We start from the raw sequence: 25,319 nt of genomic DNA on the forward strand, positions 1-25,319 counted from the left end.
GCGTGACCAGCATGAATGCGCGATAGGCCGATGCGATCTTGTGACCGGAAGCGGGAACAACGAGAGCAGCCGCTCGTGATCAAGACTGTGTGACGAGTACAAGTGCGCCACGAGGCGCGGTTATTTCCGGATGGAGGTGGAAGACCATCCGTTTCTTCGCCGTCGTAGCGGCGGGGTAAAGCTGGAGGCAGCCTGACCCGGGGATCACCAAGGAGGGTGGGAGTAGCCTCGACAAAGTAGCGCCGGTTCAGTACTACCGGATGGGTCGGGCGCGGTGAGCGAGACGAGAAGGTATACGCGAGATCACGTCATGCGCGGGGTGTATTGCGCGCTGCGTGAGCGGGTGGCCAAGCCCGCTTCCTCGAGGGCGCGCAGGATGCCCCAGATGCGGGCGGCGCTCAGGTCGTGGGCCTTGCCCGGTAACGCTCCGGAGGTCCACAGGATCGTCCCGTTCGGTGAGGCGAGGACCTGCACGTTCATGCCATGCACGCGGTGCTTGCCGGAGAAGTACGGCCGGTCGGCCTTGATCCGGTCAGTGTGGATCAGCGTGCCGTCCAGCACCAGGTAGTGCAGCCCGTCCCGCTTGGCCTTGCGCAGCGCCTGGCCGAGCTTGGGCGACCGGGCCGACAGCAGCGCGATCGTCTCCTCCACATACCGCCACGCGGTCGCGGTCGACAGCCCAAAACCGGCTCCGCGCTCGGTGAACGTCTCGCCCTTGCGCAGGTAGACCAGCACCAGCAATGCCTGCTGACCCGCGTTGAGCAGCCGCCAGGCCGACCCGATCGCCTTGCGATGCCGGCGGATCACCCCAGCGACGTAGTTCAGCGTTGAACGCGACAAATCGACGGCAGCACGATAGAAAAGCATCCGAAGCCCCTGGTTGTGACGGATCTGGTTGTGGTGATCAACCCGTCTACCAGGGGTTTCTTACGTCGTCAGGCGAACACCAAGCTCGCGATCATGCTGTGACCAGCACCCCTGCCGCCTGGGGATGAAAAAGGTTCAGTTGTGTAGTTCTGAGGAGCAGAGTAGGAGTGCCACTTGATTTCTGGGGTATTCTCCACCCACGCCAGGTGCTCTGGTGTAGTCGCTGCCAGCGTGACGTCATATCCCGCTTTGGGTTCGTCGCTCGGGTGTACGAGGGCCAGCCACTGCTCGCCGAGGAAGATGCGTGAATCGCGAGTCGGCCAGTTCCATGCCGGAAGGCCGAGCTCGCGACTCCCTTCCTGGGATTGGATCCAATCGGCCTGTACTTCTCGCGCAAATTTAGTTGCAGGAGCTCCCAGGATTGCCTCGATGACTGTGGCGTGAATCAAAAAGTCTGAGAGCTGCTCGCCGGTGCGTGTCCATGGGTTCGGGTTATCGGATGGCTCTCGCTCGTATACCCAATGGGCTTCATCGTCTGGGTCAAATGCCCACGCCCAAGTTCCTTGGTTCTCGACCCAGAACGGTACCTTTCCGTCTTCTGGTGTGAGTTCCGAAACAGGAATGGGGTAGTTATGTGAGGTGATCGCTCCGTGCCATCGTGCGGAGATGTCATGCCATTCAACAAGTTCCCTGGGGGCCGCAGACGCTTCTCTCAAGCTTGAATTGGGGAATGTTGCGCTGCCGTACCAGCTGCTCAGAAATTGCATTAAGCCCTGATTGTCTGTTGGGGCGAGATAGCTCATGGCGGCTATTGTGCGCTACCACAGGCAGAATTCGTAGAGCCGTGGGTTGTGGTCACCCAGCCGTGGCGGATCGAGCTTGTTGAGGGTAACTGGGGCATGGCCAGTGCGCGGGCGAGTTCGGCTGGTTGCCAGGCATGGTGGCCGGGTTTGTGGCTGCTTGGGCCAGGTTGCGGCCCGGCTGGTCGGTGGTGGTACGCAGGGGGTGTACCACGTCCTGGAGCGTCTGGGCGCCGGGGATGGCGACCCGCTTGGAAGGGCGCAGGCCTTCGGTATTGAGCTAGTCGATGATCTGGGTGCTGGTCGGGCCGGCGTCGTCGGGTTGCAGGATCAGCCCGACAAGCCGCGGATGTTACGCCAAGTGCTCCGACTGGGCGGCTGGAGAGGAGAGTCATCGGTGGTGGCGGTGTGTTTGCCTGCCCAGGTTACCTGCTCGCGAACTCATATTTGAGCCCTTACCGGGAATGGCGAGGGCTCTCGATGGCTCCGGGAAGGATAGTTTCTTCGTGAGGAGATCAGTCGCGGTCTGGCAGGTCAGTCGGTAGGGATTTCGAATTCGTTCAAGTGGACGCCGCCGGTGAAGGCGCGCCACTCGTCTGGGGTGAAGATCAGTACTGCCGCGCCAGGGTTTTTGCTGTCTCGCACGGCTACACGTTGGCCGATGAAGGCAACCTCTACGCACTGACCGTTTCCACCACTCAGGCTGCTCGTCCGCCAACTGGCGCCAAGCAGGTCATTGTCTTCCATGCCGTCCCTCCTCCCACGGATGTGGAATTACAGTGACACTTTCGCCGCCCGGAACGCGCGCTCCCGCCCATCGCCAGATCACGTGGTCAGATGGTTGCCCGTTCCTGCTCAGGTTCCACCTGCGCCCGGACAATCAGACGTAGGTGTAAGGATGCGGCGAGACGGGTCCAACGGCTAAATCAGGCCGTCGAACTCCCCGTCTTTTACTCCTTGGACGAAAGCCTGAAACTCGGCGTCAGTAAATTCGAGCCTAGGCCCATCGGGGTCTTTGGAGTCACGCATTAGTACCGTAATGCCAGGGGACTTGCCTGAGCCATGGGCGATGGTAGCCACTTCGACGCAATCTCCGCCATTGGTGCTGTGGCTGCTCTTGCGCCATGCGACATGTGGCTCTTGAGAAACCGTCATCGGGCGCTTCCCTTCGATTGTGCGAGAGACTTGATAAAGGTAATCGACTCGTCAGGATCGAGTGCGAGACGGATCAGGTGCTCGAATATTTCGGCATAGCGCTTCAACTCCGCGGCGTCTTCCAGTATCAGGCCACTCGTTGCCTGCTCCAGGTAGACAACGTCTGGATCCTTGGCGTGCGGGAATTCCAGCATGCTGAACGCGCCGTCCAGGGCTGCATGAGCCCCGGCAGCGAAGGGGAGTACCTGCAGCGTTACGTTGTCTCGTTCTCCTCGGCTGACGAGGGATTGACGTTGCTCGGCCATTATCGCCGCGCCGCCTACCGGGCGGCGTAGCACTGCTTCATCCAGGATGACATGCAGACGAAGCGGTGGCGTGCGGGTTATCAGCTCTTGGCGACTCATGCGGACTGCGACTTTGCCGTCGATGTCTGTCCCGCTTGCCTGTTCCATCGCTGTAGCGCTTATCGCCACCCGTGCGTACGTCTCGGTCTGGAGAAGGCCGGGAATTACTTGCCCCTGATAGGTGCGTATACGACTGGCTTCAGCTTCCAAGCCGATATACGAGTCGAACCCGCGCTTGAAACCATCGCGGTGACGATGCCACCAGCCTTTTTGTCGCGACTGGCGGGCCATGTCCGTCAACTCTGCCTTGAGGGCCGGATCATTGACGCCGTAGAGGACAAGAAGGTCGGCAACATCTCCGTGATGCACGCTGACTTGCCCGGTCTCAATTCGCGAGATCTTGGTCGCAGACCACTGTAGTTGCTCGGCGACTTCGTCAGCTCGTAGCCGCGCACCCTCCCTCAGGCGCCGAAGCTCGTGTCCGAGGCGTCGCCGGCGCGCGGTAGGGCTGGTGGGCATGCTGCTCCTCTCGTCCTGCTCGCTCTCAGTCTGGCCATCGGCGGCAACCCACGCAAACGCGTCGATGTCGCGCCAGTTGCTTAGACGCAATTGCGTAGCCGCAATTGCTCGGCCATGCTGGAGACTACCAGCCGGAAGCGGGATTGCCGCCAAAAGGGGCATTCTGCTCTTTCCTTCTATTTCGAATCAGGCGCAAGTCGCTGAAGGGCGGTTGACGCGATGTGGCATTACCGGACGCGGTCCATCCGAGACCGGGAGGAATATCTCCGTCTGGTGGCACTGGCCTGTGTTCTGCGTCAGATGGGTGTGCCTGCTGAGGTTGGATTACTGCGCAAATGGGAGCCGTTCATCGCGCTATCGAGCGCGACGGGATCCTGTGCGCGGGCGCAGGCCGTGTTGCGGGACGAGCGGCGGGCGTTCATGTGCGGGTGGGGCCGACTCCGGCAGGTGGCCGCGCTTGACGTGAGTGCGGCCGATCGGATCTGGGAGCTTGCGCAATGAGCGGGTTGTTCCTGGCCGAGATCGTGTTGCCGGGGGTGGAGCGTTCTGTGGCGGTGGCTCGTCGGTGTGTGAGGGAGGTGCTGATTGTCGCCGGGCATGAGGACCTCAACGACGTGCTGCTTGTGGTGAGTGAGTTGGTGACGAATGCCGTGTCCCACTCCGCTTCTCGCGAGCCTGGCGGGTTCGTCACGGTGGAGATCTCCTCCGTGGATGCCGTGACGGCCTACATCGAGGTGATCGACGAGGGGTCGGTGACCATTCCCGAGGTGCGTAACGCCGATGCCGGTGAGTGTGGCGGCCGGGGGCTGTGGCTGGTGGAGGCGGTCGCGGTCGGGTGGGGTGTGCGAGATGAGGCCTACCGGCGGCGGGTCGTGTGGGTGGAGATGTCCACGAAGGACGGTACGTCGGCCTCCGTGGCAAGGACGGGAGGGCGGAAATGAGGTGCTTTGGGGTGTCCTGGATAGTCGATCAAGTGTGGTTTCCTCACTGCACAAGTCCGCATACGTCCCCAGCGCGGTCGCATGCCGAGCGGTTGACGTGGAACGCGCCGCATGAGGGCGACCGTGGCGTGCGCGTGATCGCGTGTACGTGCGAGTGCAGCAGCCCTTTCTACGAACTGTGCCAGGTGGGCGGCCAGTGGTTCATTCGACGCACGCGTATCGGGTCGAACGCGTGGATCGTCGATGAAAGCGATAGATGGCCTGCCAAGCATGCGGATGCGCAGTGGAGTGCTTTGCTGCTCGGTCTACTCCACTGAGAAGAGGCTCCAGGCCGTGCAATGTGGGCGTGGCGGGCACCTGCCGATGCCCGCCACGCCGTGGTGTCAGCGGTGCCAGAGGGCGGCTGAGGTAGTGGTGCTGTCGAGGGTGACGTCGCCGTTCCAGGTCAGGAACGACTGCTGGGGGAGGTAGTTCTGGCCGAGGAGGAAGCCGCGCTTGATCCCGGTGACGTGCACGGTGGCGCCGGTGTCGGTGCCGACCACGACGCGGTGGGCCGTCACCTCGGCGATGTCGTCAGCCGTCGTGCCCGCAGGCAGTTCGACCGTGGTCGCCGCCGGGTCGTCGCGCTGGATGGACCAGGTCGGATCCACGTGGTTGGACAGATAGACGGTGTCGCCGCTGACCAGGCGTACGCCGAGCGAGACCCCGACCCAGGATGCTCCCGCGTTGGCCGGTTGCGTCGTCTTCTTGACCACCGCGTAGAGGTAGTTGCGCTGGTCGCTCACCTCGGGCGTGGTCGGTGTGGTGGCTGAGGGGGCCTCGATCTTGCCCTCGCGGAGCATTTCCTTGGCCATGATCTCGTAGGTCCAGGGGTTGGCGTCCATGAGGTACTCGCGAGCCTGGTTAGCCGGCAGCGTCGGCAGGTAGGACAGGAAGAACCGCATCGGGTCGTCCACGGTGTCGCACATGTTGTTGTTCGACGTACAAGTCTGCAGGAGAGCGTGGTCGTTCTCGTACCGGCCGGAGAAGCGCAGGGTCTGGTGGTCAGGGGCCTGGTAGGTGTCGCTGCCCGCGACCCGGTCGCCGTTCTGGTTGACCTCGACGCTGTAGATCCACTCGATGTCGGTCGTGCGGCCCCAGCGGGCCATCAGCGCGGGGGTGTTCGTGCCGCCGTCCTCGTTGCTCCAGATCACCGAGTACGTGAGCTTTGTGTGGCCGGGGGTGGTGGCCGGTGCCGCGTCGTGCCAGGCGATGAGTGGGGTGTCGGTGGTCGCGTTCTGGTACGGGTTGCCGAGGGCGGCGAGGTTGCGGCCATAGACGACGGGTGCGTATCGCAGTACCAGGTACTCGGGGCTTCCCGGCGCGTATGTAGAGACCTTCAGTGCGTCCACCGCGACTGATTTGCTCCCTGCAGCGGAGCGCTCGCCGGCGAAGTGCAGGCGCAGCTGGTGTACTCCGGCTTTGAGTCGGCCCAGGGCGAGTTGCCGGTGCAGGGGCTGGGCGCCGGAGACCACGAGGTCGGCGACATAGCGGTTGTCGACCGAGATGGACACGACGGCCGATTCGGCGCCCGCCTTCGCCCAGTCCGTGTTCGGTGCGGACGCGTTCAGGTCGATGAGTGCCTCGCCGGACTTCCGGACGATGACAGGAATCCGCGTGTCCGGGTGGTTGCGGCGGACCTCGATGGGCCGGGTGTGGGTGGCGTCGGCTGGCGTGGGGGTGACCTGTGCCATGGCCGGGGTGGTCAAACCGGCCAAGCCGGTCAAGCCGGTCAGGACAGCGACCGTCGCGGTTAACAGCTGGACAACTCGCATCAGGGGGTTCCTTCGCTGCATGGACTGCGCCGTGGGCGGGATGAATCGCGCCCCTGAGCAGGTCCGATCAGATGCCAGATCTAATGATCGAAACTAACCGGCCGGACAACGCCGGGAAAGCGGTCGTTGAAGAACGGGACAACCTAGTAGGCCCCTATCAACTGCCGCCTGTGGCCGATCAACTGACGTTCGGCTGACCGATCCCGACCACGATGCGAAGAGCCCGACCACGATGAGAAGGGGACGTCGGCGCTGGCTGTGGCCTGCACGTCATCGCGGGGACATGCGGGTGCACAAACCCCTGCTACGAAATGTGCCAGGCGGCACCTCTGTCCGATCGTGGTCACCCAGACGGCCAAGGGCCGGGGTCGAAGGGGCCGGCAGGCCCCTGGGAAGAACAGCCCCGAGACACCACGCGCGAAGCGCGCCCTTATGAGGGACCATGCCTTTCGCCCGTTATCGGCGCGCTCCTGGGGCCCGGCGTGCTCAGGGGCGAAACGGGCTGATAGGAATGCGACATGACTGTGAGCGGTGTTTCGATCGGGATTCTGGGCGGGACCGGAGACCAGGGGAAGGGGCTGGCGCGGCGGTTCGCGCTGGCCGGGCACCCTGTGCTGATCGGGTCGCGGAACGCGGAGCGAGCCCAGGAGGCGGCCGAGTCGATCGGCTCCGGCGCCCGGGGGGCCGAGAACGCGGTGGTCGCCACCGAGGCCGATCTGGTGATCGTGGCGGTGCCGTACGACGGGCACAAGGCGCTGCTGGAGTCGCTGCGTACCGAGCTGGCCGGGAAGATCGTGGTCGACTGCGTCAATCCGCTGGGCTTCGACAAGCAGGGCGCCTACGCGCTGCCCGTCGAGGAGGGGAGCGCCGCCCAGCAGGCCGCCGCGGTGCTGCCGGACAGCCGGGTGGTGGCGGCCTTCCACCACGTGTCGGCGGTGGTGCTGATGGATCCGGCCGTGGAGAAGGTCGATCTGGACGTGCTGGTGCTCGGTGACGACCGGGAGGCGACCGACACGGTGCAGGCGCTCGCGTCGGTCATTCCGGGTGTGCGCGGCGTCTACGGCGGACGGCTCCGCAACGCCTTCCAGGTCGAGGCCTTGACGGCGAACCTGATCTCCATCAACCGCCGCTACAAGGCCCACGCCGGAGTCCGCGTCACCGACGTGTGACGACCATTTAAGGGAGCCAGCCCGCGTCCTCGGCGATGCGGATGGCGTCGATCTTGTTGCGGGCGCCCGTCTTCGTGATCGCTCCCGTGAGGTGGTTGCGCACCGTGCCCGCCGACAGGTGGAGGCGGGCGGCGATCTCCTCCGCCGACGCGCCACGGGCGGCCTCCCGCAGCACGGTGGTCTCCCGTGGGGTGAGGGGGCTCTCGCCGTACTCCATCGCCGATGCCACCAGCTCGGCGTCGAGTACGCGGAGCCCGGCGGCGGTGCGCCTGATGGCGTCGGCCAGGCGGTGGCCGGGGGCGTCCTTGACCAGGAACGCCTCGATGCCCGCCCCGAGCGCGCGGCGCACCTGGCCGGGCTGGCCCATCGCGGTGAGCACCAGGATGCGGCACGACGGCAGCCGTTCGCGGAGCTCGGCGGCGGCGGTGATGCCGTCGATCACCGGCAGGTCGATGTCCACGATCGCCACGTCGGGCCGGGTCTTCAGGGCGGCGGGTACGATCTCGTCGCCCCGGGTCACCTCCGCCGCCACCTCGATATCCGGCTCCAGGCGGAGCAGGGCTGTGAGGGCGGCTCTGATCATGTGCATGTCCTCGGCCAGCAGTACCCGGATCACGCGGGTACCTCCATGGTCAGGCGGAATCCGCCGGTGCCCGTCGCGGCGGCGCCGGCCGTCCCGCCCGCCTGGGCGGCCCGCTCCGCCAGTCCCGTCAGCCCTCCGCCGGACTCACGGCCATCGGCGTCAGGGGCGCCGTCGTTGACCACTTCGAGCCGCAGCCGGTCCTCCGTCAGGGACGTGCTGATCGTGCAGGTGGTGGCGCGGCTGTGGCGCAGGACGTTGGTGACCGCCTCCCGCACGCCCCACGCCAGCGCCGCCTCCGACCGCTCCGGCAGCGCGGCGTCCACCAGATGCACCTGGCAACCGACCCCCGACGACTCCAGCAGCGCCACCGCCCGATCCACCTCGCTCACCAGTGACAGCTCTCGATATCCCCGCGCCACCTGCCGTACATCCTGCGCCGCCTCCCTGGCCACCTGCACCAGCTCGCCCACCTCGCCGCGCGCCGCGGTGGGGTCGCGGTCCATCAGGCGGGCGGCGAGGTCGCCCTTGAGGGCGATCGCCGTCAGGCTGCGGCCGAGCCCGTCATGCAGGTCACGAGAGATGCGCAGCCGTTCCTTGAGTACGGCGGCCTCGGCGAGCTCCGCCCTGGCGTGTGAGAGGTCCACGGTCACGCGGACGAACCGGACCATGGCGTAGATCATCGCGCCGGTGGTGGATACGGAGAGACCGTAGAAGAGGGCTAAAACCGGGTTGGCGGACCAGGCGAAGATCGAGCCGCCGTCCCACAGCGTCATCGCGCCGACCAGCGGACCGCTCCAGCGCAGCGGCAGGAAGACCAGCAGGGTCCCGGCCAACATCGGCGCCGACAACACCGACCAGCCGTAGGGCAGCAGGTATTCGGGTACATACGTGGCCAGCGCCTGCAGAACCACCGTGAGCGGAAAGAGCGGCGGCCGCTCACCACGCAGCCCGGCCCGCATGTTCAGGTAATGCGTCACGACGAGAACGATCACTGCCACGCTCGCCACCAACCCGTTGAACGGGCCGCTGGCGAAGTAGAGCAGCCCGATGAACGAGTACGCGACAGATACGGCCGTGATCAGGACGCGGGCGAGCCGCTGCGCAGAGGAGGAGTTCATGTCCGGACTTATTATGACCGCCGGGGCTCCCACCGGAACCAGAGCCGGATCGCGACGACGCCGATGACCGCCCACACGGCCAGGTTCAGCGCGGGCAGCGCCACCTCGCCGGTCCTGAGGGCGTGCACGACGGCGGAGGTGGGCAGCAGGTCGAGTACGGATCCCACCCAGGCGGGCAGGGCGTCGCGGATCGGGCCCATCGCGCCGGAGGCGATCCCGGACACCAGGAAGATGGGCATCGTGGTGGCGGCGGCCAGTTCGGCGCGCGGGATCACCACGGTGTAGGCGACGCCGAGCGTGGCCATGACGACCGCGCCCACGACGACCGCCCCGGCGTACACCAGCGGGTTCGCGGGGACCGGCACGTCGGCGAGCAGGCGCACCGCCACGGCGCACAGCGCGGCCACGACCACGGTCTGCGTGGCGGTGCTGGCGATCTGGCCGGAGAGGATCTGCCCGTCGGTCAGCCCGGTGGCGCGCAGCCGCTTGAGCACCAGCTGGTCGCGGCGCGTGGTCAGCGCCACGGCGACGTTCATGAACGCGGTGAGCGACAGCAGGATCGAGGTCATGCCCTGGGAGAGATGGGTGGCGTTGGCCACGCCGTCGGCCGTCACGTGCCGCATGAGCACCGGCAGGCCGACGCTCAGCCCCACGGGCGTGATCACCGAGGCGAACAGCATGGCCCGGTCCTGCCAGAACAACCTGGTGCCGAGCCGGTAGGTCGCTGCGTAGCTCATCGGGCGCTCCTGGACAGGTCGAGGAAGAGGTCTTCGAGGGTGGCCGTGCGGACCTCCAGGCCCGCCAGCCGCAGGCCGCGTTCGGCCGCCCAGCTCAGCAGCGTCTGCGCGGCCAGATCGGGATCGGCCGCCCGGCACACGGCCGTCTCGCCCTCCAGGGTCACCGGGAGCGGCAGGTCGTCCGGTGCCGTCCCCGGGGGCAGCCGGAACGCCACCCGCCCGCTCCGCGCGGCGAGCGTCTCCGCCATCCCGCCGGACGCGACGATCTCGCCCCCGTCCATGATGGCCATCGAGGTGGCCAGTCGCTGCGCCTCGTCCAGGTAGTGAGTGGTCAGCAGGACCGTGGTGCCCTGCCCGGCCAGGTCACGGATGACCTCCCAGGTGTTCCGGCGCGCCTCGGGATCCATGCCGGTGGTCGGCTCGTCCAGGAACAGGACCTCGGGTCGGCCCAGCAGAGCCAGCGCCAGGTCGAGCCGCCGCTTCTCGCCGCCGGAGAGCTGGCGCACCCGGGTGCCCGCCTTCGGCAGCAGGCCCGCCAGCTCCAGCGCCTCCTCGCGGGGCCTCGGCGCGACGGTGAGGTCACGCCAGATGTCGACGGTCTGGGCGACGGTCAGATCCGGGAAGAACCCGGCGTCCTGCAGCATGATGCCGGTGCGCCGTCTGACGGCCGACCGGTCCCGTGCGGGGTCGAGGCCGAGCACCCGGCAGGCGCCCCCGTCCGGCTGCTGGAACCCGGCCAGCAGCTCGATCACCGTGGTCTTGCCCGCGCCGTTGCGGCCCAGGAGGGCGAAGATCTCCCCCTCGGCGACCTCGAACGAGATGCCTTTGACCGCCGCGAAGTCCCCGTAGCGCTTCCTGACCTCTTCCACATGAATCGCTGTCATATGTACGACTATTTCGGGAGGTGCGGGTCGGCGCCCGTGAAGAATTCACGACTTCCGTGAGAGCTTGAGCAGCGCGTCGGTCACCCCCTCGGGATCGACGACCTGCTGCAGGTGCTCGCCGGGCGTCCGCAGCACGGGCCAGCCCCGCCCGTGCGCCTCCTCGGCCACCTTGTCGTAGGGCGGGCCGTACCAGAGGCAGGCGCACCTGACCGCGTCCCACCCGGCGGGGACGGGAATGGGCTCGGTGTAGTAGCCGAGCGGCAGGCGCGGCTGCTCCTCGACCACCGTGGCGCGGACGCGCGGATCGGGCAGCATGGCGGCCACGTCGTCGTCGCTCCACCAGTCGGTCCAGCGCGGCAGCACGCCGTCGTCGTCGGCCAGATCACGCAGGAACGGCAGGAACGCCTCCTGCGCCGCCCGCACCAGCCCGTCACGGGGCGGGATGTGCGCGTCGGCGAACACGCACGACACCACCCGCTCGCCCAGCCCCTCCTTGATCACCGGCAGGAAGAGCCCGGCGTTGCTGTGCGGGACCAGCACGAGCGGCGTCTCGGGCGCGGCCGCGCGCACCGCCTCCACCACCTTCGGCCAGTACGGCGAGCCGCTCCGCGCCACTCCGGTCAGGTCGGGCACCACGGCGGCATAACCCCTGCGCCCCAGGGCCTCGGCCACCGGCGTCCAGGTCGAAGGCCCCACTGACGGGCTGTGCACGAGCACGAACGTCACGTTCATGCTTCTACTTTCCCGCACGCGATGATCCGGCCACGCCGATGTCAGCTGTCGGCGGACTCGGCGGGGAGCGGATCAGACGATGGCGAATTAGACGATGGCGAATCAGACGATCAGTGTGTGGCGGGTGGCGGGCTCGTGGGCGCCGTCGTACGAGCGCCAGGCTCGCGCCAGGCCGGCGACCGCCCGCGACAGCTCCTCCTCGGGGAACAGGAAGTGCAGCCGCGTGTACTCGGCGTGCCCGCCGAGCGGGTCGAACGAGCGCCCCGGCGGCACCGCCACCCCGTGCCTGAGCGCCACCTGCGCGAACGAGTCGGCCTCGCCGCGCGGCAGCCGTACCCAGATCGTCTGGCCGCCGCACGCGGGCTCGAACTCCCACGAGGGCAGGTGTTCGCGCAGCTCGGCGCAGAGGTGGTCGTGGCGCGCCCGCAGCGTCCGTACGCGCGCTCGCCTGATCTCCTCCAGCCGTCCCAGCAGCGTGGCGGCGGCGAGCTGGCCGAGGATCTCGCCCCCCAGATCGTGTACGGCCCGCAGCCGGGCCAGCCGCGAGACCAGCGGCGCGGACGCCCGGATCCAGCCCACCCGCAGCCCGCCCCACACCAGCTTGCTCAGCGAGGCGATCGTGATCACCTGCTCGCCGGTCCCGTACGCGGCCAGCGGCGGCGGGATCTCGCCGGAGAAGCAGAGCTCCGCGCAGACCTCGTCGTCGATCACCGGCACGTCGTACTCGGCGGCGAGGGCGGCCAGGCGCCTCCGGTCAGCCGATTCCATGATCGAACCGGCCGGGTTGCTGGCGGTCGGCACGGCGTACACCAGGGCGGGCCGTTCGCGCATCGCCTCGGCGGGGACCGGGTCCAGGGTCACGGGGCGGACGGCCGCGGCGGCGTGCCTGAACACCTCCAGCGCGCCCGGGTACGTCGGCGACCCGGTCAGCACGGTGTCGCCCGGCGCGACCAGCAGGCCCGACAGCAGCGTCAGCGCCTGCTGCGCGCCGTTCGTGACCAGGATCTCCCCGGCGGTGGTGGGCACGCCGCGTTCGCGGTAATAGGCGGCGACGGCCTCGCGCAGGGCGGGGTTCCCGGCGGGCTGGTAACCCAGGTCGCGCATACCGGCGAGGCGGCCGGCCGCCTCCTGGTAGGCCTCGATCAGCTCGGGCGGGGGGTCGTCGGGGGCGGCGCAGGTCAGCAGCTGTACGCCGTCCGGGGGATGGAGGATGTGCAGGAGCAGCGGGTTGGCGACAACGCTGTCCGTGGCGCGGGTGGAGGGCAGGTCGCAGGCCGCGACGCGGGTGCCGCTGCCCTGGCGGCGCACCACGCGGCCCTCCTGCTGGAGCAGGTCGTAGGCGGCCACGACGGTGCCCCGGCCGACCGCCAGCCGCCTGGCCAGCGCCCGGTCGGGCGGCAGCTGCTCGCCGGGCGGCAGTACGCCGTCGTCGATGAGCGCCCGCAGGCGGCCGGTGAGCAGCAGGTAGAGGGGCCCGCGCCCGGACGCCCAGCGGCCCAGCAGGTCGACGAGGTCATCGAGATTGGCCCCATTCATGGACCAATTCTCTATCATTGGATCTGACAAAGAGCCACATCTTGGGACATTCTCGCTGTATGAGCGAACTGCACCCCGAGACCCGAGCCGTGCATCTGCCCCAGCCACCCATCGAGGGCAGCCGTCCGATCACGATGCCCATCTACCAGACCTCCGGCTTCGTCTTCGACGACCCGGCGATCATGGCCGACGCGATGGGCCGCCCCGACGGCCCGTTCGTGTATGGGCGCTACAGCAATCCCACCGTCCGAGCCCTGGAACTGGCCGTCTCCGGCCTGGAGGGCGGAGTCGCCGCCATGGCCACCGGCTCCGGCATGGGCGCGATCAACACCGTGCTGCTGGGCCTGCTCAAGCCGGGCGACCACCTGATCGCCCAGAAGGCCCTGTACGGCGGGACGGCCGGGATGATCAACGACCTGGTCGCCAGGTTCGGCGTCGAGGTCACTTACGTGCCCGAGGACGACCCCGCCGCCCTGCGCGCCGCCGTGCGCCCCGAGACCAGGCTCGTCTACCTGGAGACCATCGCCAACCCGATCGCCCAGGTCGCCGACCTGCCCGGGATGTTCGCCGTCGCGCGGGAGCTCGGCATCGTGTCCGTCGTGGACAACACCTTCGCCACGCCCATGCTGTGCCGTCCCATCGAACACGGCGCCGACATCGTCGTCCACTCCACGACCAAGTACCTGTCCGGGCACACGGACGTGGTGGGCGGCATCGCGGTGTTCGCCGACGAGGAGCTGTACGAGAAGGTGTGGCGCTTCGCGACGAAGCTGGGTGCCTCGGCGGACCCGTTCGCGGCGTGGCTGACGCTGCGCGGGATCCAGACGCTGGCGCTGCGCATGGAACGCCACTGCGCCAACACCCGCCTGCTCGCCACCCGGCTCGCCGAGCATCCGGCGGTCGCCGCCGTGCACTGGCCGGGACTGCCGTCGCACCCGTCGTACGAGCTGGCGGCCAAGCTCCTGCCCGACTTCGGCGGCGTGTTCTCCTTCGACCTCGTCGGCGGCCGGGCCGCCGGGGAGAAGTTCATGAGCTCGATCAAGCTGGCGCTGCTGGCTCCCTCGCTGGGCGGTGTCGAGACGCTCGTCATGCACCCGGCGACCACGTCGCACCTCGGGCTCAGCGCCGAGGAGCTGGCCAGGCACGGGATCGGCGAGGGCACCGTACGCATCGCCGTGGGCATCGAGCACCCCGAGGATCTGTGGGCGGACATCTCCCAGGCGTTGACATAACGCTTAGGGAATTAGGAAAATGCCTAAATGCTTCGGAGGGAGATCTCGATGACGGTGACGTACGAGGACGTGACGAGCGCGGCCGAGCGGATCGGCGGGCATGTGCTGCGTACACCGGTGCTCGAGATCTCTCCCGGGCTCTTCTTCAAGCTGGAGCAGCTGCAGCATTCGGGATCGTTCAAGGTGCGGGGGGCGTTCAACCGCATCCTGTCGGCCGGCGAGCTGCCGCCGAGCGGGGTGATCGCGGCCAGCGGCGGCAACCACGGCCTCGCCGTCGCCTACGCCGCCAGGGCGCTGGGCGTCCGGGCGGAGATCTTCGTACCGGAGGTGACCAGCCCGGTGAAGGTGGCCGGGCTGCGGCGGCTGGGCGCGGAGATCAACCAGATCGGGGCCATCTACTCGGAGGCCGCGGAGGCGGCGGCCAAGCGGGCGGCGGAGACCGGGGCGCTCTCGGTGCACGCCTACGACCAGGCGGAGGTCGTGGCGGGGCAGGGGACCACGGGTCTGGAGTTGATGGCGCAGACGGGCGGGGTGGACACGGTGGTGGTGGCCGTGGGAGGCGGCGGGTTCGCCGCGGGCATCACGGTCGGTGTCGGTGCCTCTGGTGGCGGGAGCGGGCCGCGGATCGTCGCCGTCGAGCCGGTGCTGTGCCCGACTCTGCACGAGGCGCTCCGGGCGGGCCATCCGGTGCCGGTGCAGGTCAGCGGTGTGGGAGCGGACGCGCTGGGCGCGAGCCAGGTCGGCGGCGTGGCCTACGACGTCCTCTCCCGGGCGAGTGTCCAGAGCGTGCTCGTGTCCGACGACGCGATCGTGGCCGCCCGCCATGCCCTCTGGGAGGAGCGCCGGCTGGCCACCGAACACGCGGGAGCGGCCGCGTACGCCGCGCTGCTGTCCGGGGCGTACGTGCCCGCTGACGGCGAGCGGGTCGCGGTCGTGGTGTGCGGCTCGAACACCGACCCCGCCACGCTCGCCTGACGTTCCAGGCGCCCGGCGTGCCGGGCACCTGGAGGGGGAGCGGTCAGTGAGGGGGAGCGGTCAGTGAGGGGGAGCGGTCAGTGAAGGGGAGGGGTCAGTACTGTGTCGCGTCGTGTACGTCGAGCAGCGGCTCCTTGACGCCGTCGCCCGAGTCGTCGGTCCAGTTGGAGTTGCCGGTGGAGATCAGCTTGCTCCGCACGGCCAGCGCCCCTGCCCGGTTGGTGGGCTTGCGGGCGCCCGAGGTGAGGATGCCGGCCGCGCCCGCGACGTGCGGACTGGCCATCGAGGTGCCGCTGATCGTGTTGTAGCCGCCGTTCATCCACGTGGAGTAGATGCAGGTACCGGGCGCGGTGATCTCGATCGTGGCGCCGAAGTTCGAGTAGAACGCCGAGGTGTCGTCCTGGTCGGTCTCGCTGCGGCACGACAGCGTGCTGCCGCCGAGGCCGCCCGCCAGCCCGTCGTTGTCGGTCAGCGCCGAGACGGTGACCACGTCGGGGTGGTTGGCCGGGAAGAACGACGAGGCGTTCGCGTGGTTGTTGCCCGCCGCGACGACGACCACGATGCCGGCGTTGGTGGCGTTCGTGATCGCGGTGCTGATGGCGCTGCTCGTGCATCCGTTGCAGCCGAGGCTCAGGTTGATGACCTCGATGGTGGAGGCGCGGGCCACGACCCAGTTGAGCCCGGCGGCGATGGCCGACAGGGTGCCCGAGCCGGCCGCGTTGAGCACCTTCACCGCGTGGATGCGGGCGGCCGGGGCCACGCCGACGGAGCCGATGGTGTTGTCGCGCGCGCCGATGATGCCCGCGACGTGCGAGCCGTGGCCGTTGTCGTCGGTGCCCGTGTTGTTCACGCAGACGCCGGTCACGCAGTTGGTCCGCGCCACCACGTTCAGGTCGGGATGGGTGTAGTCCACCCCGGTGTCCACGACGGCCACGTCCGTGTTGATCTGGACGTCGTCGACGCCGTCGATGTCCAGGTTCGGGTTGGACGGGGCGAAGATCCGCCGGACGCCCGTCGGGACCGTCTGCGCGAACGCCGTGACGACGGCGTCCTTTTCGACGGTGAGCACGTTAGGGGTCTGCCGGAGCTTCTCGGCGGCCTCCGCGGTCAAGGTGGCGGTGTAACCCTTGAAGGCGTCCTCGTAGACGCCGATCAGGTGCCCGCCGTACCTGCTGACCTGGTCCTGGGCGGCGGCCTGCGTGCCGGCGCGGACGTTGGGGTTGAGCTGGACGATGTACGTGCTGGTCTCCGGCGCGGCGGCCGAGGCGGGGAGCGGCGCCGCGGACAGAGCCAGCGCGCCGACGAGCGATGCGAGCATCAGGGTGCGTGGTCGCATGACAGGTGTGAACCCTTCCTGGGGTATTGGACGGGGATCACTGAAAACATGAGTCAGAAGCGCGCTCGCGGCCATACGTGGAGGACACGTATTGCGACTACTTAGTGCGTTTCACGTCGTGCCGACGTTGAGCTGCTTGCGTGAGGTGAGGCCGAGCTTGCGCAGCGCGTTGGCGATGTGCACCTCCACCGTGCGCGGCGACAGGAACAGGCTCTCGGCGATCTCCTTGTTGGTGAGACCGTCGGCGGCCAGCCTGGCCACCTCCTCCTCGCGCGGCGACAGCGTGCCCTGAGGTTCGGCCGGGCCGGCGAGCCTGCGCCGGAGCCGCCTGCCGGCCGCCGGGGTGATCGTCTCCGAGACGGCCTGCCTGACCAGCGGCTGGCGCAGGCCGTACCTGCCGGGTGCCCACTCGCGCAGCAGGCCGCACCGTACCGCCTCGGTGAGGCCGCGCTCGCCCTGTTCCGGCGGCACGCCCGCGACGCCCGTCAGCACGTCCTCGCACACCGGATGCTCGACCTGGGAGGCCGCCTGCACGATGTGGCGCGCCGCGCGCGGCAGCGCGGCCAGCTTCACCAGCACGGCGTCGCGCAGCGCGGGCGGCGTGCCCGGCTCCTGGCCGTCGGCCAGCATGCGGGTCAGCTCCTCGATGGCGCGGGGTACGCCGCCGGTGAGCGGCCACAGGTCGGCCGCGCCCGGCAGCAGATGCTTGACCAGGAGCGCGGTCTCGGCGGTGGCGAGCGGGGCGAGCGCGATCTCGGCGTGGTCGATCCGCGGCGGCAGATGCGCGAGCAGCTCGGTCACGGGATGGCTCAGGTCCTCCGTGCGGTACGTGACCACCAGGTTGACCCCGTCGGGCAGGCAGCGGGCCAGGAACGCCAGCAGCTCCCTGGTCCCCGGATCGACCCAGTGCACGTCCTCGACCACCAGCGTGATCGGCCGCAGCGAGCCCAGCAGCGACAGCACCGCCCTGAACAGCCGATGCCGCTCCACCATCGCGTCCTGGATCGGGGGCGGCGCGGGCGGCAGCAGATGGCCGCACTCCGGGAGGAACGGGCGTAACGCCCCGGTGATCGGGTTGAGGTCGCGCAGCGGGCGGACCTCGCGCAACGCCTCCACGACCGGCCCGTACGGGAACCGCATGGGGTGGCAGCTCCCGACGAGCATCGGCTGGCCGGTGAGCTCATGCAGCAGCCGGGTCTTGCCGACCCCCGCCTCGCCCTCGATGAGGAGGACGAGCGGGGGACGGCTCAGGGCGTCGGCCAGCTGTCGGAGTTCGTGCTCTCGTCCCACGAAAGGCATGACGCGCACCCCAACCGGCCGGACTATAAGCTGTCAATAAACTTTTTCCCATTTGTCGGGATGTGTCCAGGGGTCTGGCCGTGGCCGGTCACTCGCGTCACTCGTACGAGTGGCCGGGCTCCGGGAAGGCGCCCGAGGTCACGTCGGCCGCGAAGGCGCGTACGGCGCGGTCCATCTCCGTGGCCAGCCCCGAGTACTGCTTGACGAACTTGGCCGGGCGCGGGGTGAGCCCCATGAGGTCCTGCCACACCAGCACCTGCGCGTCCGTGGCCGGTCCCGCGCCGATGCCGATCGTCGGGATGGCGATCGAGGCGGTGACCCGTTCGGCCAGCTCGGTGGGCACGCATTCGAGCACCACCGAGAAGGCGCCCGCCCGTTCGAGGTCCTTGGCGTCCGACATGAGCTCGTCGCCCGACTGCCCGCGCCCCTGGACGCGGTAGCCGCCGAGGACGTTGACCGACTGCGGGGTCAGGCCGAGGTGCCCCATGACCGGGATGCCCGCCGAGACCAGCAGCTCGACCTGCGGCAGGACACGCCGGCCGCCCTCCAGCTTGACCGCGTGCGCGCCGGCCTCCTTCATGAAACGCGCCGCCGTCTCCAGCGCCTGCTGGGCCGAACCCTGGTACGAGCCGAACGGCAGGTCGGCGACCACGAGGGCGCGCGCGGAGCCGCGGACGACGGCGGCCGTCAGCGGCAGCAGGTCGTCGACCGTGACGGGCAGCGTGGAGTCGTAGCCGTAGACGACCATGGCCGCCGAGTCGCCGACCAGCAGGACGGGGATGCCCGCCTGGTCGAACACGCGGGCCGTCATCGCGTCGTAGGAGGTGACCATGGGCCACCTCTCTCCGCGCTCCTTGGCCGCGATGAGGTCCCGGACGGTGACGCGGCGGCCCGTGGCGCCGCCGTAGAGCGTGGTGGAACCGTTCAGCGTGGTGGAAGAGGACATGACAACCCTCCGGTGAAGTCTCGAGGCGCCCCTGTGGCGTACCCGGACCCTTCCGATGATGGCACGAGGCTGACGGCGCACGGCGATAACCAGTGGCGGAATTGTCGGTGCCGCTTGCCACAATGGACCTGGAGGTAAGCAATCAACATGGCTCTCGACCCTTACAAGCGGCTGTTCCGGCTGCCCGGCGTGCGTACGTTACTCCTGGTGGGCCTGATCGCCCGCATCCCCACCACCGCGACGGGCATGGCGTTGACGCTCTATGTCGTCAACGGCCTGGGGCTCGGCTTCGGGCAAGCGGGGCTGGTCACCATGGCCAGCACGGTCGGCATGGCCGTCGGGTCGCCGCTGACGGGCAGGTTCGTCGACAAATACGGGCTGCGGCCGATCCTCACCGTCACCACCGTCGCGCAGGCGGCGTTCTGGGCGGGCGCGTGGGCGCTGCCGTACGCGGGGCTGGTCGTGGCGGCGGCGGTGGCGGGGCTGCTGGGGCAGCCGGTGTTCAGCGTGATCAGGCAGTGCCTGGCGGCCATGGTGCCGGTCGAGCACCGCAGGGCCGGCTTCTCGCTCGACTCGATGCTGGTCGAGCTCGCCTACATGGTCGGCCCGGCGCTGGCCGTGGCCGGGATGACCACCCTCGGCAGCGGGCCGACGCTGGCGGCCATCGCGGTCGGGCTGACCGGCTCGGGCGTGGCGCTGATCGCGCTCAACCCGCCGACCCGGTCGGCCGAGGAGCTGAAGGCGCCGGCGATGAAGGTGCCCCGGCGGCAGTGGCTCACACCTGCCTTCGTCGCGCTGCTGGGCACGGTGGCCGCGGCCACGTTCGTGCTCACCGCGACCGAGCTCGCCCTGGTCGGCACCATGGAGCACGCCGGTCAGACCCCGTGGATCGGGCTCGCGGTCGCCATCTGGTGCCTTTACTCACTCACGGGCGGCTTCGTGTACGGTGGGCTGTCGCGCGGCGTCTCGCCCTTGGCCCTCATCGCGGGCATGGGGCTGCTGACCGTGCTGGCCTCGCTGGCCGGTGGCGACTGGTGGTGGCTCATGCTGGCCCTGCTGCCCGCCGGTGTGCTCTGCGCCCCCTCGCTGTCCTCCACGGTCGACACCGTCAGCCGCTGGGTGCCCGCGGGCGCCAGGGGAGAGGCGATGGGCTTCCACGGCACCGCCCTGCTGATCGGCGGCGCGCTCTCCGCGCCGGTCGCCGGGGCGATCATCGACGCGCACGGTCCTGCCTGGGCGTTCGTGGTGGCCGGGCTCACCGGGGTGGCGATGGTGCTGGTCGCGCTGCCGTTCTGGCGGCGGCGGCCCCAGCCGGTCGAGGCGCCGCCGACCGTGGTCACGGAGCCGGCCGAGCCAGTCGTCGCCACAAGTTAACCCTTACGAAACGAGTCCGTTGCGTATCGGAATATCCTTGCGATACGGTAGCGTTGCGAAACTCAAGCGTATCGAAATTAAGGTGCTTTCCATGGATGCGAACACAGGACATCCACGCCGCTGGCCCATCCTCGGCGTGCTGGTGTTCAGCCTGCTGGCGGTCGTGCTCGACAACACGATCCTCAACGTGGCGATGAAGACCATCGCGGACCCCAACGTCGGTCTGGGCGCGACCCAGAGCGAGCTGGAGTGGGCGATCAACTCCTACACGCTGGTGTTCGCCGGATTGCTGTTCACCTTCGGGGTGATCGGTGACCGCACCGGACGCAAGCGGATGCTGTTCATCGGCATGTTGATGTTCGGCCTGGCCTCGCTGGCCAGTGCCTACGCACAAGATCCGATGCAGCTGATCCTGGCCCGGGCGGCGATGGGCATCGGCGGCGCGGCCATCATGCCCGCGACCCTGGCCATCATCTCCAACGTCTTCCCGCCGAGCGAGCGCGGCAAGGCCATCGGTGTCTGGGCCGGTGGCGTCGGCTTGGCGGTGGCGATCGGCCCGATCACCGGCGGCGTGCTGATCGAGCACTTCTGGTGGGGCTCGGTCTTCCTGGTCAACGTGCCGATTGTGATCATCAGCATGATCCTCATCGGCACGATCGTGCCGGAGTCGCGTGACCCCAAGCCGTCGAAGCTCGACCCGATCGGCGTGGTGCTGTCCATCATCGGCCTGGTCGCCATCGTCTACGGCATCATCCGCGGCGGCGAGTTGGCCACCGTGGCCTCCGCCGAGGTGCTCACCCCGACGCTGATCGGTGTGGCGGTGCTGGCGGCGTTCGTCTGGTGGGAGCGGCGTACCGACCACCCCGCCTTCGACGTGCGCAACTTCGGCAACGTCCGGTTCTCCTCCGCCATCGGCATGATGGGCATCGTCTTCTTCGCGATGATGGGCGGGATGTTCTTCCTGACCTTCTACATGCAGATCGTGCTGGGCTTCACCCCGGTGCAGGCGGGCGCGCTGATGATCCCGTTCGCCGCGGCGCAGCTCATCTTCGCGCCGCTCAGCCAGCGGGTTAACCAGCGCTTCGGAGCCAAGCTCTCCTCCGTGGTCAGCATGCTGGTGGTCACCGCGGCGCTCACCAGCTACGCGTTCCTCGACCAGAGCACGCCGATCGTGATCATCGAGATCATCTTCTTCGTGCAGGGCGCCGCGATGGCCAACATCATGCCCCCGGCGACCACCGCCATCATGGAGGCGCTGCCCAGGGAGAAGGCCGGTGTCGGCTCGGCCATGAGCAACACCGTCCGCCAGATCTCCGGCGCGCTCGGCGTGGCCGTGCTCGGCTCGGTGCTGTCCTCCAGCTACCGGGGCGAGATCGCGCCCGCCCTGTCCGGCCTCGGCCTCCCGGCCGACGCCCAGCACGCCGCCGGTGAGTCGATCATGGCGACGGTCGGCGCCGCGCACGCCCTCGGCCAGCACGGGCAGGCGCTCATCCAGCCCGCCTTCAACGCCTTCCTCCACGGGATGCACACCACGGCCCTGGTCTCCGCGGTCATCGCGCTGCTGGGCGTGCTGGTGGTGCTGAAGTGGATGCCGGGCAAGGCGCGCCCGGTCCAGCAGGTGGAAAAGAAAGAACCAGCGGTAGTGTGAGGCCGCGATGACGATCCAGGAATCCACGACGGCCCGTCCGGCGGGCCGTCCGCGCAGCGAAAAGGCCGAGAAGGCGATCATCGAGGCGACCCTCGATCTGATCGCCGAGGGCATGGGCGTGTCGGAGCTGACCATCGAGGCGATCGCGTCGAGGGCGGGCGTCGGCAAGACGACCATCTACCGGCGCTGGTCCAACAAGGAAGACCTGGTGGTCGACGCGCTCGCCACGCTCAGGGCACCGCTGCCGCCGCTACTCCAAGAGTCGGTGCGCGATGACCTGATCGTCCTGCTGGAACTGATCCGCAAGGAAGCGGGCGAGTCCCGGGGCCGGTGCGTGATGAACATCGCGATGAGCGAGGCGGATCGCTACCCGCGGCTGATGGAGCGCTTCATGAAGCGCGCCATCGAGCCGCGCAAGCGGGCCATGCGCGGCACGCTGGAGCGTGGCGTCGCCTCTGGTGAGCTGAGGCCGGACCTCGACATCGACCTCGCCATGGCCATGCTGTCCGGGACCATGATGCACCACACCAAGTGGGCGCCCGCCGGCGACCTGCCCGCCGACCTGCCCGAGCGGATCGTCGACGCGGTCATAGCGGGGATCGGTCCCCAGAGCTGAGATCAGCTCTCAGGATTGAGGTTCGGACGGCCGGGAGATTCTCCCGGCCGTTTTGATCTTGGCTCTAGGCAGAACATGAGTCCTGTTCTAGCCTCGCGGCCATGCCCCCCATGCGCAGGTTCGCCACCGTCGCCACCGTCGTCGCCCTGAGCTCGTCCCTGCTGCTCATGCTCGCCGCCCCGGCGCTGGCCCACGAAGAGCGCCCGGTCACGCTGCCCGACGGTTCGGGCACCTTACCCGTCTTACGACCCGGCTTACGCGGGGCGGAGCCCGATCTGCTGGTCTGTAAAACAGACGCGGACGACTTCGCCCGAAGAATCGCGACCTTCCCGGAATCCATCAAACAACGCAACCTCCACCTTTTCGCGAAATGTCGGGAAAAGGGGGTGAGGGATCTGCAGGAGGCCGTCGACAAGGTCGACCGGCCGGGCATGACCATCGCCGTACTCCCCGGCCTGTACCAGGAAGAACCCAGCCAGGCCGCCCCGACCGGCGACTGCGCCCACCTCCCGGCCCGCTGGTCCACCTGGGGCTACCAGATCCTCTCCTTCGAACAGCAGCAGCGCTGCCCGCACAACCAGAACCTCGTCGCCATCCTCGGCAAGAAGGACCTCCAGATCGAGGGCACCGGCGCGTCCCCCCTCGACGTGATCGTCGACGCCCAGTACCGCAAGCTGAACGCCATCCGCGCCGACCGTACCGACGGCGTCTACTTCAGGAACCTCACCGCCCAGCGCACGACGTTCAACTCCCTGTACATCCTGGAGACCGACGGCTTCGTCATCGACCAGGTGCTCACCCGCTGGAACGACGAGTACGGCTTCCTGACCTTCGCCAGCGACCACGGCCTCTACACCGACTGCGAGGCGTACGGCAACGGCGACGGCGGCCTCTACCCCGGCAGCGCCTCCAACATCAACAACGGCCGCGGCCACGAGGTCCCGCGCTACGCCATCGAGATTCGCCGCTGCAAGAGCCACGACAACGCGCTCGGCTACTCGGGCACCGCGGGCGACTCCATGTGGGTCCACGACAACGAGTTCTACGACAACATGGTCGGCGCCACGATGGACAGCCTCTGGCCCAGCCACCCCGGCCTGCCGCAGAACCACGCCAAGTTCGAGAACAACAAGATCCACGACAACAACAAGGACTACTACGAGTACACGCGCAACGGCACCTGCGCCAAGCCGCCCGCCCAGCGCGGCTACGAGCAGGGCGTGGTCTGCTCGCAGACGGGCGCCCCGCCGGGCACCGGCGTGCTGGTCGCGGGCGGCAACTACAACGTCTTCAAGAACAACCAGATCTGGGGCCACAACCGCGCGGCCTTCGGGCTCTTCGGCGTCCCCGCGTTCATCAGGGGCGAGAACGACCTCGCCAAGCAGGCCGACACCTCCAACTTCAACCGCTACGAGGGCAACGTCTTCGGCGTGAGCCCCACCGGCGAGCGGCGCCCCAACGCTCTGGACGTCTGGTGGGACGGCCAGGGGACCGGCAACTGCTGGCAGGCCGACGTGGGCCGGGCCTCGCCCGCGGTGCTGCCGGTCTGCGCGGCCGAGGCGCCCGCGTTGTCCGGTGGCTCCAGCCGCTGGCTGGCCGAGCCGGTGAAGCTCATCAAGCTCTACCTGTGCGCCGACTTCAGCGCCGCGCAGGCGCGGCTGCCCGCGGGCTGCGACTGGTTCGGCGCCGCGGGCCTCGGCAAGGTGGAGGCCCAGCTCGCGTTGGGCGGCTCGGCCGTGCTCGCGCTGCTAGCGGCCCTGTTCTGGCGACGGACCGGCCAGGCCGTACGGCGGCGCAAGGGCGATCCGGCGGCCAACGGGGTGCCCCCGGCGATGGCCGCGCGCAGCGAGTACCGGCACCGGCTGGTCGTGGCCGGGAGCCTGTGCGGGTTCCTGGGTCTGGCGTTCGACGTGGTGGCCGCCGCCACGGGCGGCACGCTGGTGGCGGCGCTCGCGCTGCTGCTCATGGCGGGCTGGTGGCTCTGTCTGGGCACGGCGCTGCGGCGGGGGCGGCCGGTGTTCGGCTGGTTCACGATCGTGCTGGGGGTGCTGGCGGCTTTGGACGCGTTCGACCGGGTGGTCTATCTGATCCCGGTGATTCCGCTGGGGCCCGGCTGGGTTCGCGGGCTGCTCACCGGGTTCTGGGTGCTCTGCGCGGTGGTCGTCCTGGCGCCCAGGCGGCGCGGCGGTACGGCGGAGACGGCGTCGGCCGAGGCCGGGGTGCCGGCGTGAGTGCTCGGGTGAGTGCTCGGGTGAGTGCTCACGTGAGGAGAGCCGTCGTCGCCCTGGTGTGTGCCCCGGTGTGTGCGTTGGCGTGTGGGCTGGTGACGGGGTGCGGGCCGCTGTCGCAGACCCACCACAATCCCGGCAACAGCCACGAGGTCTCCACGGGACAGCCCAGCGCGCGGCCTAACGCGGCGATCACCATCGCCGGGGGCAAGGTGAGCCCGCCGTCGGGGTGGCTGGAGGTGGCCAAGGGGCAGCCGGTCAGCATCACGGTGACCAGCGACGTCGCGGACGAGGTGCACGTGCACGGCTACGACCTCAAGGCCGAGCTGCGCCCCGGCGAGCCGGTGACGCTGCGGTTCACCGCGGACCTGACCGGCGTGTTCCAGGTGGAGACACACCGGAGCAAGCTCGTACTCACCCAGGTGGCCGTTCGATGACGGGCGCGGTCGAGACGGTGGGCGGATAG

The 25,319-nt window shown here is 68.8% G+C and carries 23 protein-coding genes and 1 pseudogene; 9 read left to right on the top strand and 15 right to left on the bottom strand.

Annotation, left to right across the window (positions count from 1 at the left end):
• Positions 1-348 precede the first annotated feature (348 nt).
• The 5 genes and pseudogenes from ACGFJ2_RS23885 to ACGFJ2_RS23905 all read right to left on the bottom strand — a co-directional run.
• Positions 349-867: pseudogene (locus tag ACGFJ2_RS23885) on the bottom strand (transposase family protein); the annotation flags it as partial.
• 68 nt (positions 868-935) lie between these two features.
• Complete coding sequence (locus ACGFJ2_RS23890) at positions 936-1,670, bottom strand: hypothetical protein (protein ID WP_393471658.1); 735 nt, start codon at positions 1,668-1,670, stop codon at positions 936-938.
• Positions 1,671-2,201: 531 nt separating this feature from the next.
• Positions 2,202-2,414 carry a DUF397 domain-containing protein gene (locus ACGFJ2_RS23895; protein ID WP_357944635.1) on the bottom strand — a complete coding sequence of 71 codons (213 nt, stop codon included), beginning with the start codon at positions 2,412-2,414 and terminating at the stop codon, positions 2,202-2,204.
• A 174-nt stretch (positions 2,415-2,588) separates the two neighbouring features.
• Entirely contained in the window at positions 2,589-2,822 is a 234-nt protein-coding gene (locus ACGFJ2_RS23900) for a DUF397 domain-containing protein (RefSeq protein WP_357944637.1), read from the bottom strand.
• A complete protein-coding gene (locus ACGFJ2_RS23905) occupies positions 2,819-3,847 on the bottom strand; it encodes a helix-turn-helix transcriptional regulator (protein ID WP_357944639.1) in 1,029 nt (342 codons plus the stop codon). The genes ACGFJ2_RS23900 and ACGFJ2_RS23905 overlap by 4 nt, the downstream gene beginning before the upstream one ends.
• Positions 3,848-4,182: 335 nt before the next feature.
• Between ACGFJ2_RS23905 and ACGFJ2_RS23910 the strand changes: the two genes are divergently transcribed.
• Positions 4,183-4,626: an ATP-binding protein gene (locus tag ACGFJ2_RS23910; protein ID WP_357944642.1), complete on the top strand. Its 444-nt coding sequence runs from the start codon at positions 4,183-4,185 to the stop codon at positions 4,624-4,626.
• A gap of 383 nt (positions 4,627-5,009) precedes the next feature.
• On the opposite strand, the gene ACGFJ2_RS23915 is transcribed toward ACGFJ2_RS23910, so the two are convergent.
• Positions 5,010-6,440, bottom strand: a complete 1,431-nt coding sequence (locus ACGFJ2_RS23915; RefSeq protein ID WP_393471663.1) for a hypothetical protein — start codon at positions 6,438-6,440, stop codon at positions 5,010-5,012.
• A 518-nt stretch (positions 6,441-6,958) separates the two neighbouring features.
• Between ACGFJ2_RS23915 and npdG the strand changes: the two genes are divergently transcribed.
• Complete coding sequence (npdG, locus tag ACGFJ2_RS23920) at positions 6,959-7,609, top strand: NADPH-dependent F420 reductase (RefSeq protein WP_393471666.1); 651 nt, start codon at positions 6,959-6,961, stop codon at positions 7,607-7,609.
• Positions 7,610-7,616: 7 nt separating this feature from the next.
• On the opposite strand, the gene ACGFJ2_RS23925 is transcribed toward npdG, so the two are convergent.
• The 6 genes from ACGFJ2_RS23925 to ACGFJ2_RS23950 form a co-directional block, all read right to left on the bottom strand.
• A complete protein-coding gene (locus ACGFJ2_RS23925; RefSeq protein ID WP_358205012.1) occupies positions 7,617-8,225 on the bottom strand; it encodes a response regulator transcription factor in 609 nt (202 codons plus the stop codon).
• Positions 8,222-9,310: a sensor histidine kinase gene (locus tag ACGFJ2_RS23930; RefSeq protein ID WP_393471669.1), complete on the bottom strand. Its 1,089-nt coding sequence runs from the start codon at positions 9,308-9,310 to the stop codon at positions 8,222-8,224. Before ACGFJ2_RS23930 ends, ACGFJ2_RS23925 begins: the two co-directional genes overlap by 4 nt.
• Before the next feature lie 11 nt (positions 9,311-9,321).
• The gene (locus ACGFJ2_RS23935) at positions 9,322-10,047 is read right to left on the bottom strand and encodes an ABC transporter permease (RefSeq protein ID WP_357944654.1); all 726 of its coding nucleotides are present in this window, start codon (positions 10,045-10,047) and stop codon (positions 9,322-9,324) included.
• On the bottom strand, positions 10,044-10,931 hold the full coding sequence (locus ACGFJ2_RS23940; RefSeq protein ID WP_393471673.1) for an ABC transporter ATP-binding protein: 888 nt from the start codon (positions 10,929-10,931) through the stop codon (positions 10,044-10,046). The genes ACGFJ2_RS23935 and ACGFJ2_RS23940 overlap by 4 nt, the downstream gene beginning before the upstream one ends.
• Before the next feature lie 45 nt (positions 10,932-10,976).
• The gene (locus ACGFJ2_RS23945; protein ID WP_357944659.1) at positions 10,977-11,663 is read right to left on the bottom strand and encodes an alpha/beta hydrolase; all 687 of its coding nucleotides are present in this window, start codon (positions 11,661-11,663) and stop codon (positions 10,977-10,979) included.
• Between the two features lie 102 nt (positions 11,664-11,765).
• Entirely contained in the window at positions 11,766-13,199 is a 1,434-nt protein-coding gene (locus ACGFJ2_RS23950; protein ID WP_393471676.1) for a PLP-dependent aminotransferase family protein, read from the bottom strand.
• A 59-nt stretch (positions 13,200-13,258) separates the two neighbouring features.
• Here ACGFJ2_RS23950 and ACGFJ2_RS23955 point away from each other — a divergent pair, with 59 nt between their 5' ends.
• Entirely contained in the window at positions 13,259-14,431 is a 1,173-nt protein-coding gene (locus ACGFJ2_RS23955; protein ID WP_357944665.1) for an aminotransferase class I/II-fold pyridoxal phosphate-dependent enzyme, read from the top strand.
• Between the two features lie 48 nt (positions 14,432-14,479).
• Complete coding sequence (locus ACGFJ2_RS23960; RefSeq protein ID WP_393471681.1) at positions 14,480-15,406, top strand: serine/threonine dehydratase; 927 nt, start codon at positions 14,480-14,482, stop codon at positions 15,404-15,406.
• A 94-nt stretch (positions 15,407-15,500) separates the two neighbouring features.
• On the opposite strand, the gene ACGFJ2_RS23965 is transcribed toward ACGFJ2_RS23960, so the two are convergent.
• From ACGFJ2_RS23965 to panB, 3 genes are all read right to left on the bottom strand, one after another.
• Positions 15,501-16,742: a S8 family peptidase gene (locus ACGFJ2_RS23965; RefSeq protein WP_357944669.1), complete on the bottom strand. Its 1,242-nt coding sequence runs from the start codon at positions 16,740-16,742 to the stop codon at positions 15,501-15,503.
• 111 nt (positions 16,743-16,853) lie between these two features.
• A complete protein-coding gene (locus ACGFJ2_RS23970) occupies positions 16,854-18,041 on the bottom strand; it encodes an AAA family ATPase (protein WP_357944671.1) in 1,188 nt (395 codons plus the stop codon).
• Positions 18,042-18,138: 97 nt separating this feature from the next.
• Entirely contained in the window at positions 18,139-18,987 is an 849-nt protein-coding gene (gene panB / locus ACGFJ2_RS23975) for a 3-methyl-2-oxobutanoate hydroxymethyltransferase (protein ID WP_358205066.1), read from the bottom strand.
• Positions 18,988-19,134: 147 nt separating this feature from the next.
• On the opposite strand from panB, the gene ACGFJ2_RS23980 reads away from it, so the two are divergent.
• The 5 genes from ACGFJ2_RS23980 (at position 19,135) to ACGFJ2_RS24000 (ending at position 25,290) form a co-directional block, all read left to right on the top strand.
• The gene (locus tag ACGFJ2_RS23980; protein WP_357944676.1) at positions 19,135-20,361 is read left to right on the top strand and encodes an MFS transporter; all 1,227 of its coding nucleotides are present in this window, start codon (positions 19,135-19,137) and stop codon (positions 20,359-20,361) included.
• Positions 20,362-20,452: 91 nt separating this feature from the next.
• Entirely contained in the window at positions 20,453-22,009 is a 1,557-nt protein-coding gene (locus ACGFJ2_RS23985) for an MFS transporter (protein WP_357944678.1), read from the top strand.
• Between the two features lie 7 nt (positions 22,010-22,016).
• Positions 22,017-22,625 (top strand): TetR/AcrR family transcriptional regulator, encoded by a 609-nt coding sequence (locus ACGFJ2_RS23990; RefSeq protein WP_357944681.1) that lies wholly within the window; start codon positions 22,017-22,019, stop codon positions 22,623-22,625.
• 101 nt (positions 22,626-22,726) lie between these two features.
• Positions 22,727-24,856, top strand: a complete 2,130-nt coding sequence (locus ACGFJ2_RS23995; protein WP_393471687.1) for a right-handed parallel beta-helix repeat-containing protein — start codon at positions 22,727-22,729, stop codon at positions 24,854-24,856.
• 32 nt (positions 24,857-24,888) lie between these two features.
• Positions 24,889-25,290 (top strand): hypothetical protein, encoded by a 402-nt coding sequence (locus ACGFJ2_RS24000; protein WP_393471690.1) that lies wholly within the window; start codon positions 24,889-24,891, stop codon positions 25,288-25,290.
• The last annotated feature ends 29 nt before the right edge of the window (positions 25,291-25,319 follow it).

Source organism: Nonomuraea sp. NPDC049028 (genome assembly GCF_043197735.1).
Taxonomy (GTDB): Bacteria; Actinomycetota; Actinomycetes; order Streptosporangiales; family Streptosporangiaceae; genus Nonomuraea.

Coding starts and splice junctions, on each gene's coding strand:
- ACGFJ2_RS23890 (WP_393471658.1), bottom strand. CDS start 1,670: ATGAGCTATCTCGCCCCAACAGACAATCAGGGCTTAATGCAATTTCTG.
- ACGFJ2_RS23895 (WP_357944635.1), bottom strand. CDS start 2,414: ATGGAAGACAATGACCTGCTTGGCGCCAGTTGGCGGACGAGCAGCCTG.
- ACGFJ2_RS23900 (WP_357944637.1), bottom strand. CDS start 2,822: ATGACGGTTTCTCAAGAGCCACATGTCGCATGGCGCAAGAGCAGCCAC.
- ACGFJ2_RS23905 (WP_357944639.1), bottom strand. CDS start 3,847: ATGCCCCTTTTGGCGGCAATCCCGCTTCCGGCTGGTAGTCTCCAGCAT.
- ACGFJ2_RS23910 (WP_357944642.1), top strand. CDS start 4,183: ATGAGCGGGTTGTTCCTGGCCGAGATCGTGTTGCCGGGGGTGGAGCGT.
- ACGFJ2_RS23915 (WP_393471663.1), bottom strand. CDS start 6,440: ATGCGAGTTGTCCAGCTGTTAACCGCGACGGTCGCTGTCCTGACCGGC.
- npdG (WP_393471666.1), top strand. CDS start 6,959: ATGACTGTGAGCGGTGTTTCGATCGGGATTCTGGGCGGGACCGGAGAC.
- ACGFJ2_RS23930 (WP_393471669.1), bottom strand. CDS start 9,310: ATGAACTCCTCCTCTGCGCAGCGGCTCGCCCGCGTCCTGATCACGGCC.
- ACGFJ2_RS23935 (WP_357944654.1), bottom strand. CDS start 10,047: ATGAGCTACGCAGCGACCTACCGGCTCGGCACCAGGTTGTTCTGGCAG.
- ACGFJ2_RS23940 (WP_393471673.1), bottom strand. CDS start 10,931: ATGACAGCGATTCATGTGGAAGAGGTCAGGAAGCGCTACGGGGACTTC.
- ACGFJ2_RS23945 (WP_357944659.1), bottom strand. CDS start 11,663: ATGAACGTGACGTTCGTGCTCGTGCACAGCCCGTCAGTGGGGCCTTCG.
- ACGFJ2_RS23950 (WP_393471676.1), bottom strand. CDS start 13,199: ATGAATGGGGCCAATCTCGATGACCTCGTCGACCTGCTGGGCCGCTGG.
- ACGFJ2_RS23955 (WP_357944665.1), top strand. CDS start 13,259: ATGAGCGAACTGCACCCCGAGACCCGAGCCGTGCATCTGCCCCAGCCA.
- ACGFJ2_RS23960 (WP_393471681.1), top strand. CDS start 14,480: ATGACGGTGACGTACGAGGACGTGACGAGCGCGGCCGAGCGGATCGGC.
- ACGFJ2_RS23965 (WP_357944669.1), bottom strand. CDS start 16,742: ATGCGACCACGCACCCTGATGCTCGCATCGCTCGTCGGCGCGCTGGCT.
- ACGFJ2_RS23970 (WP_357944671.1), bottom strand. CDS start 18,041: ATGCCTTTCGTGGGACGAGAGCACGAACTCCGACAGCTGGCCGACGCC.
- panB (WP_358205066.1), bottom strand. CDS start 18,987: ATGTCCTCTTCCACCACGCTGAACGGTTCCACCACGCTCTACGGCGGC.
- ACGFJ2_RS23980 (WP_357944676.1), top strand. CDS start 19,135: ATGGCTCTCGACCCTTACAAGCGGCTGTTCCGGCTGCCCGGCGTGCGT.
- ACGFJ2_RS23985 (WP_357944678.1), top strand. CDS start 20,453: ATGGATGCGAACACAGGACATCCACGCCGCTGGCCCATCCTCGGCGTG.
- ACGFJ2_RS23990 (WP_357944681.1), top strand. CDS start 22,017: ATGACGATCCAGGAATCCACGACGGCCCGTCCGGCGGGCCGTCCGCGC.
- ACGFJ2_RS23995 (WP_393471687.1), top strand. CDS start 22,727: ATGCCCCCCATGCGCAGGTTCGCCACCGTCGCCACCGTCGTCGCCCTG.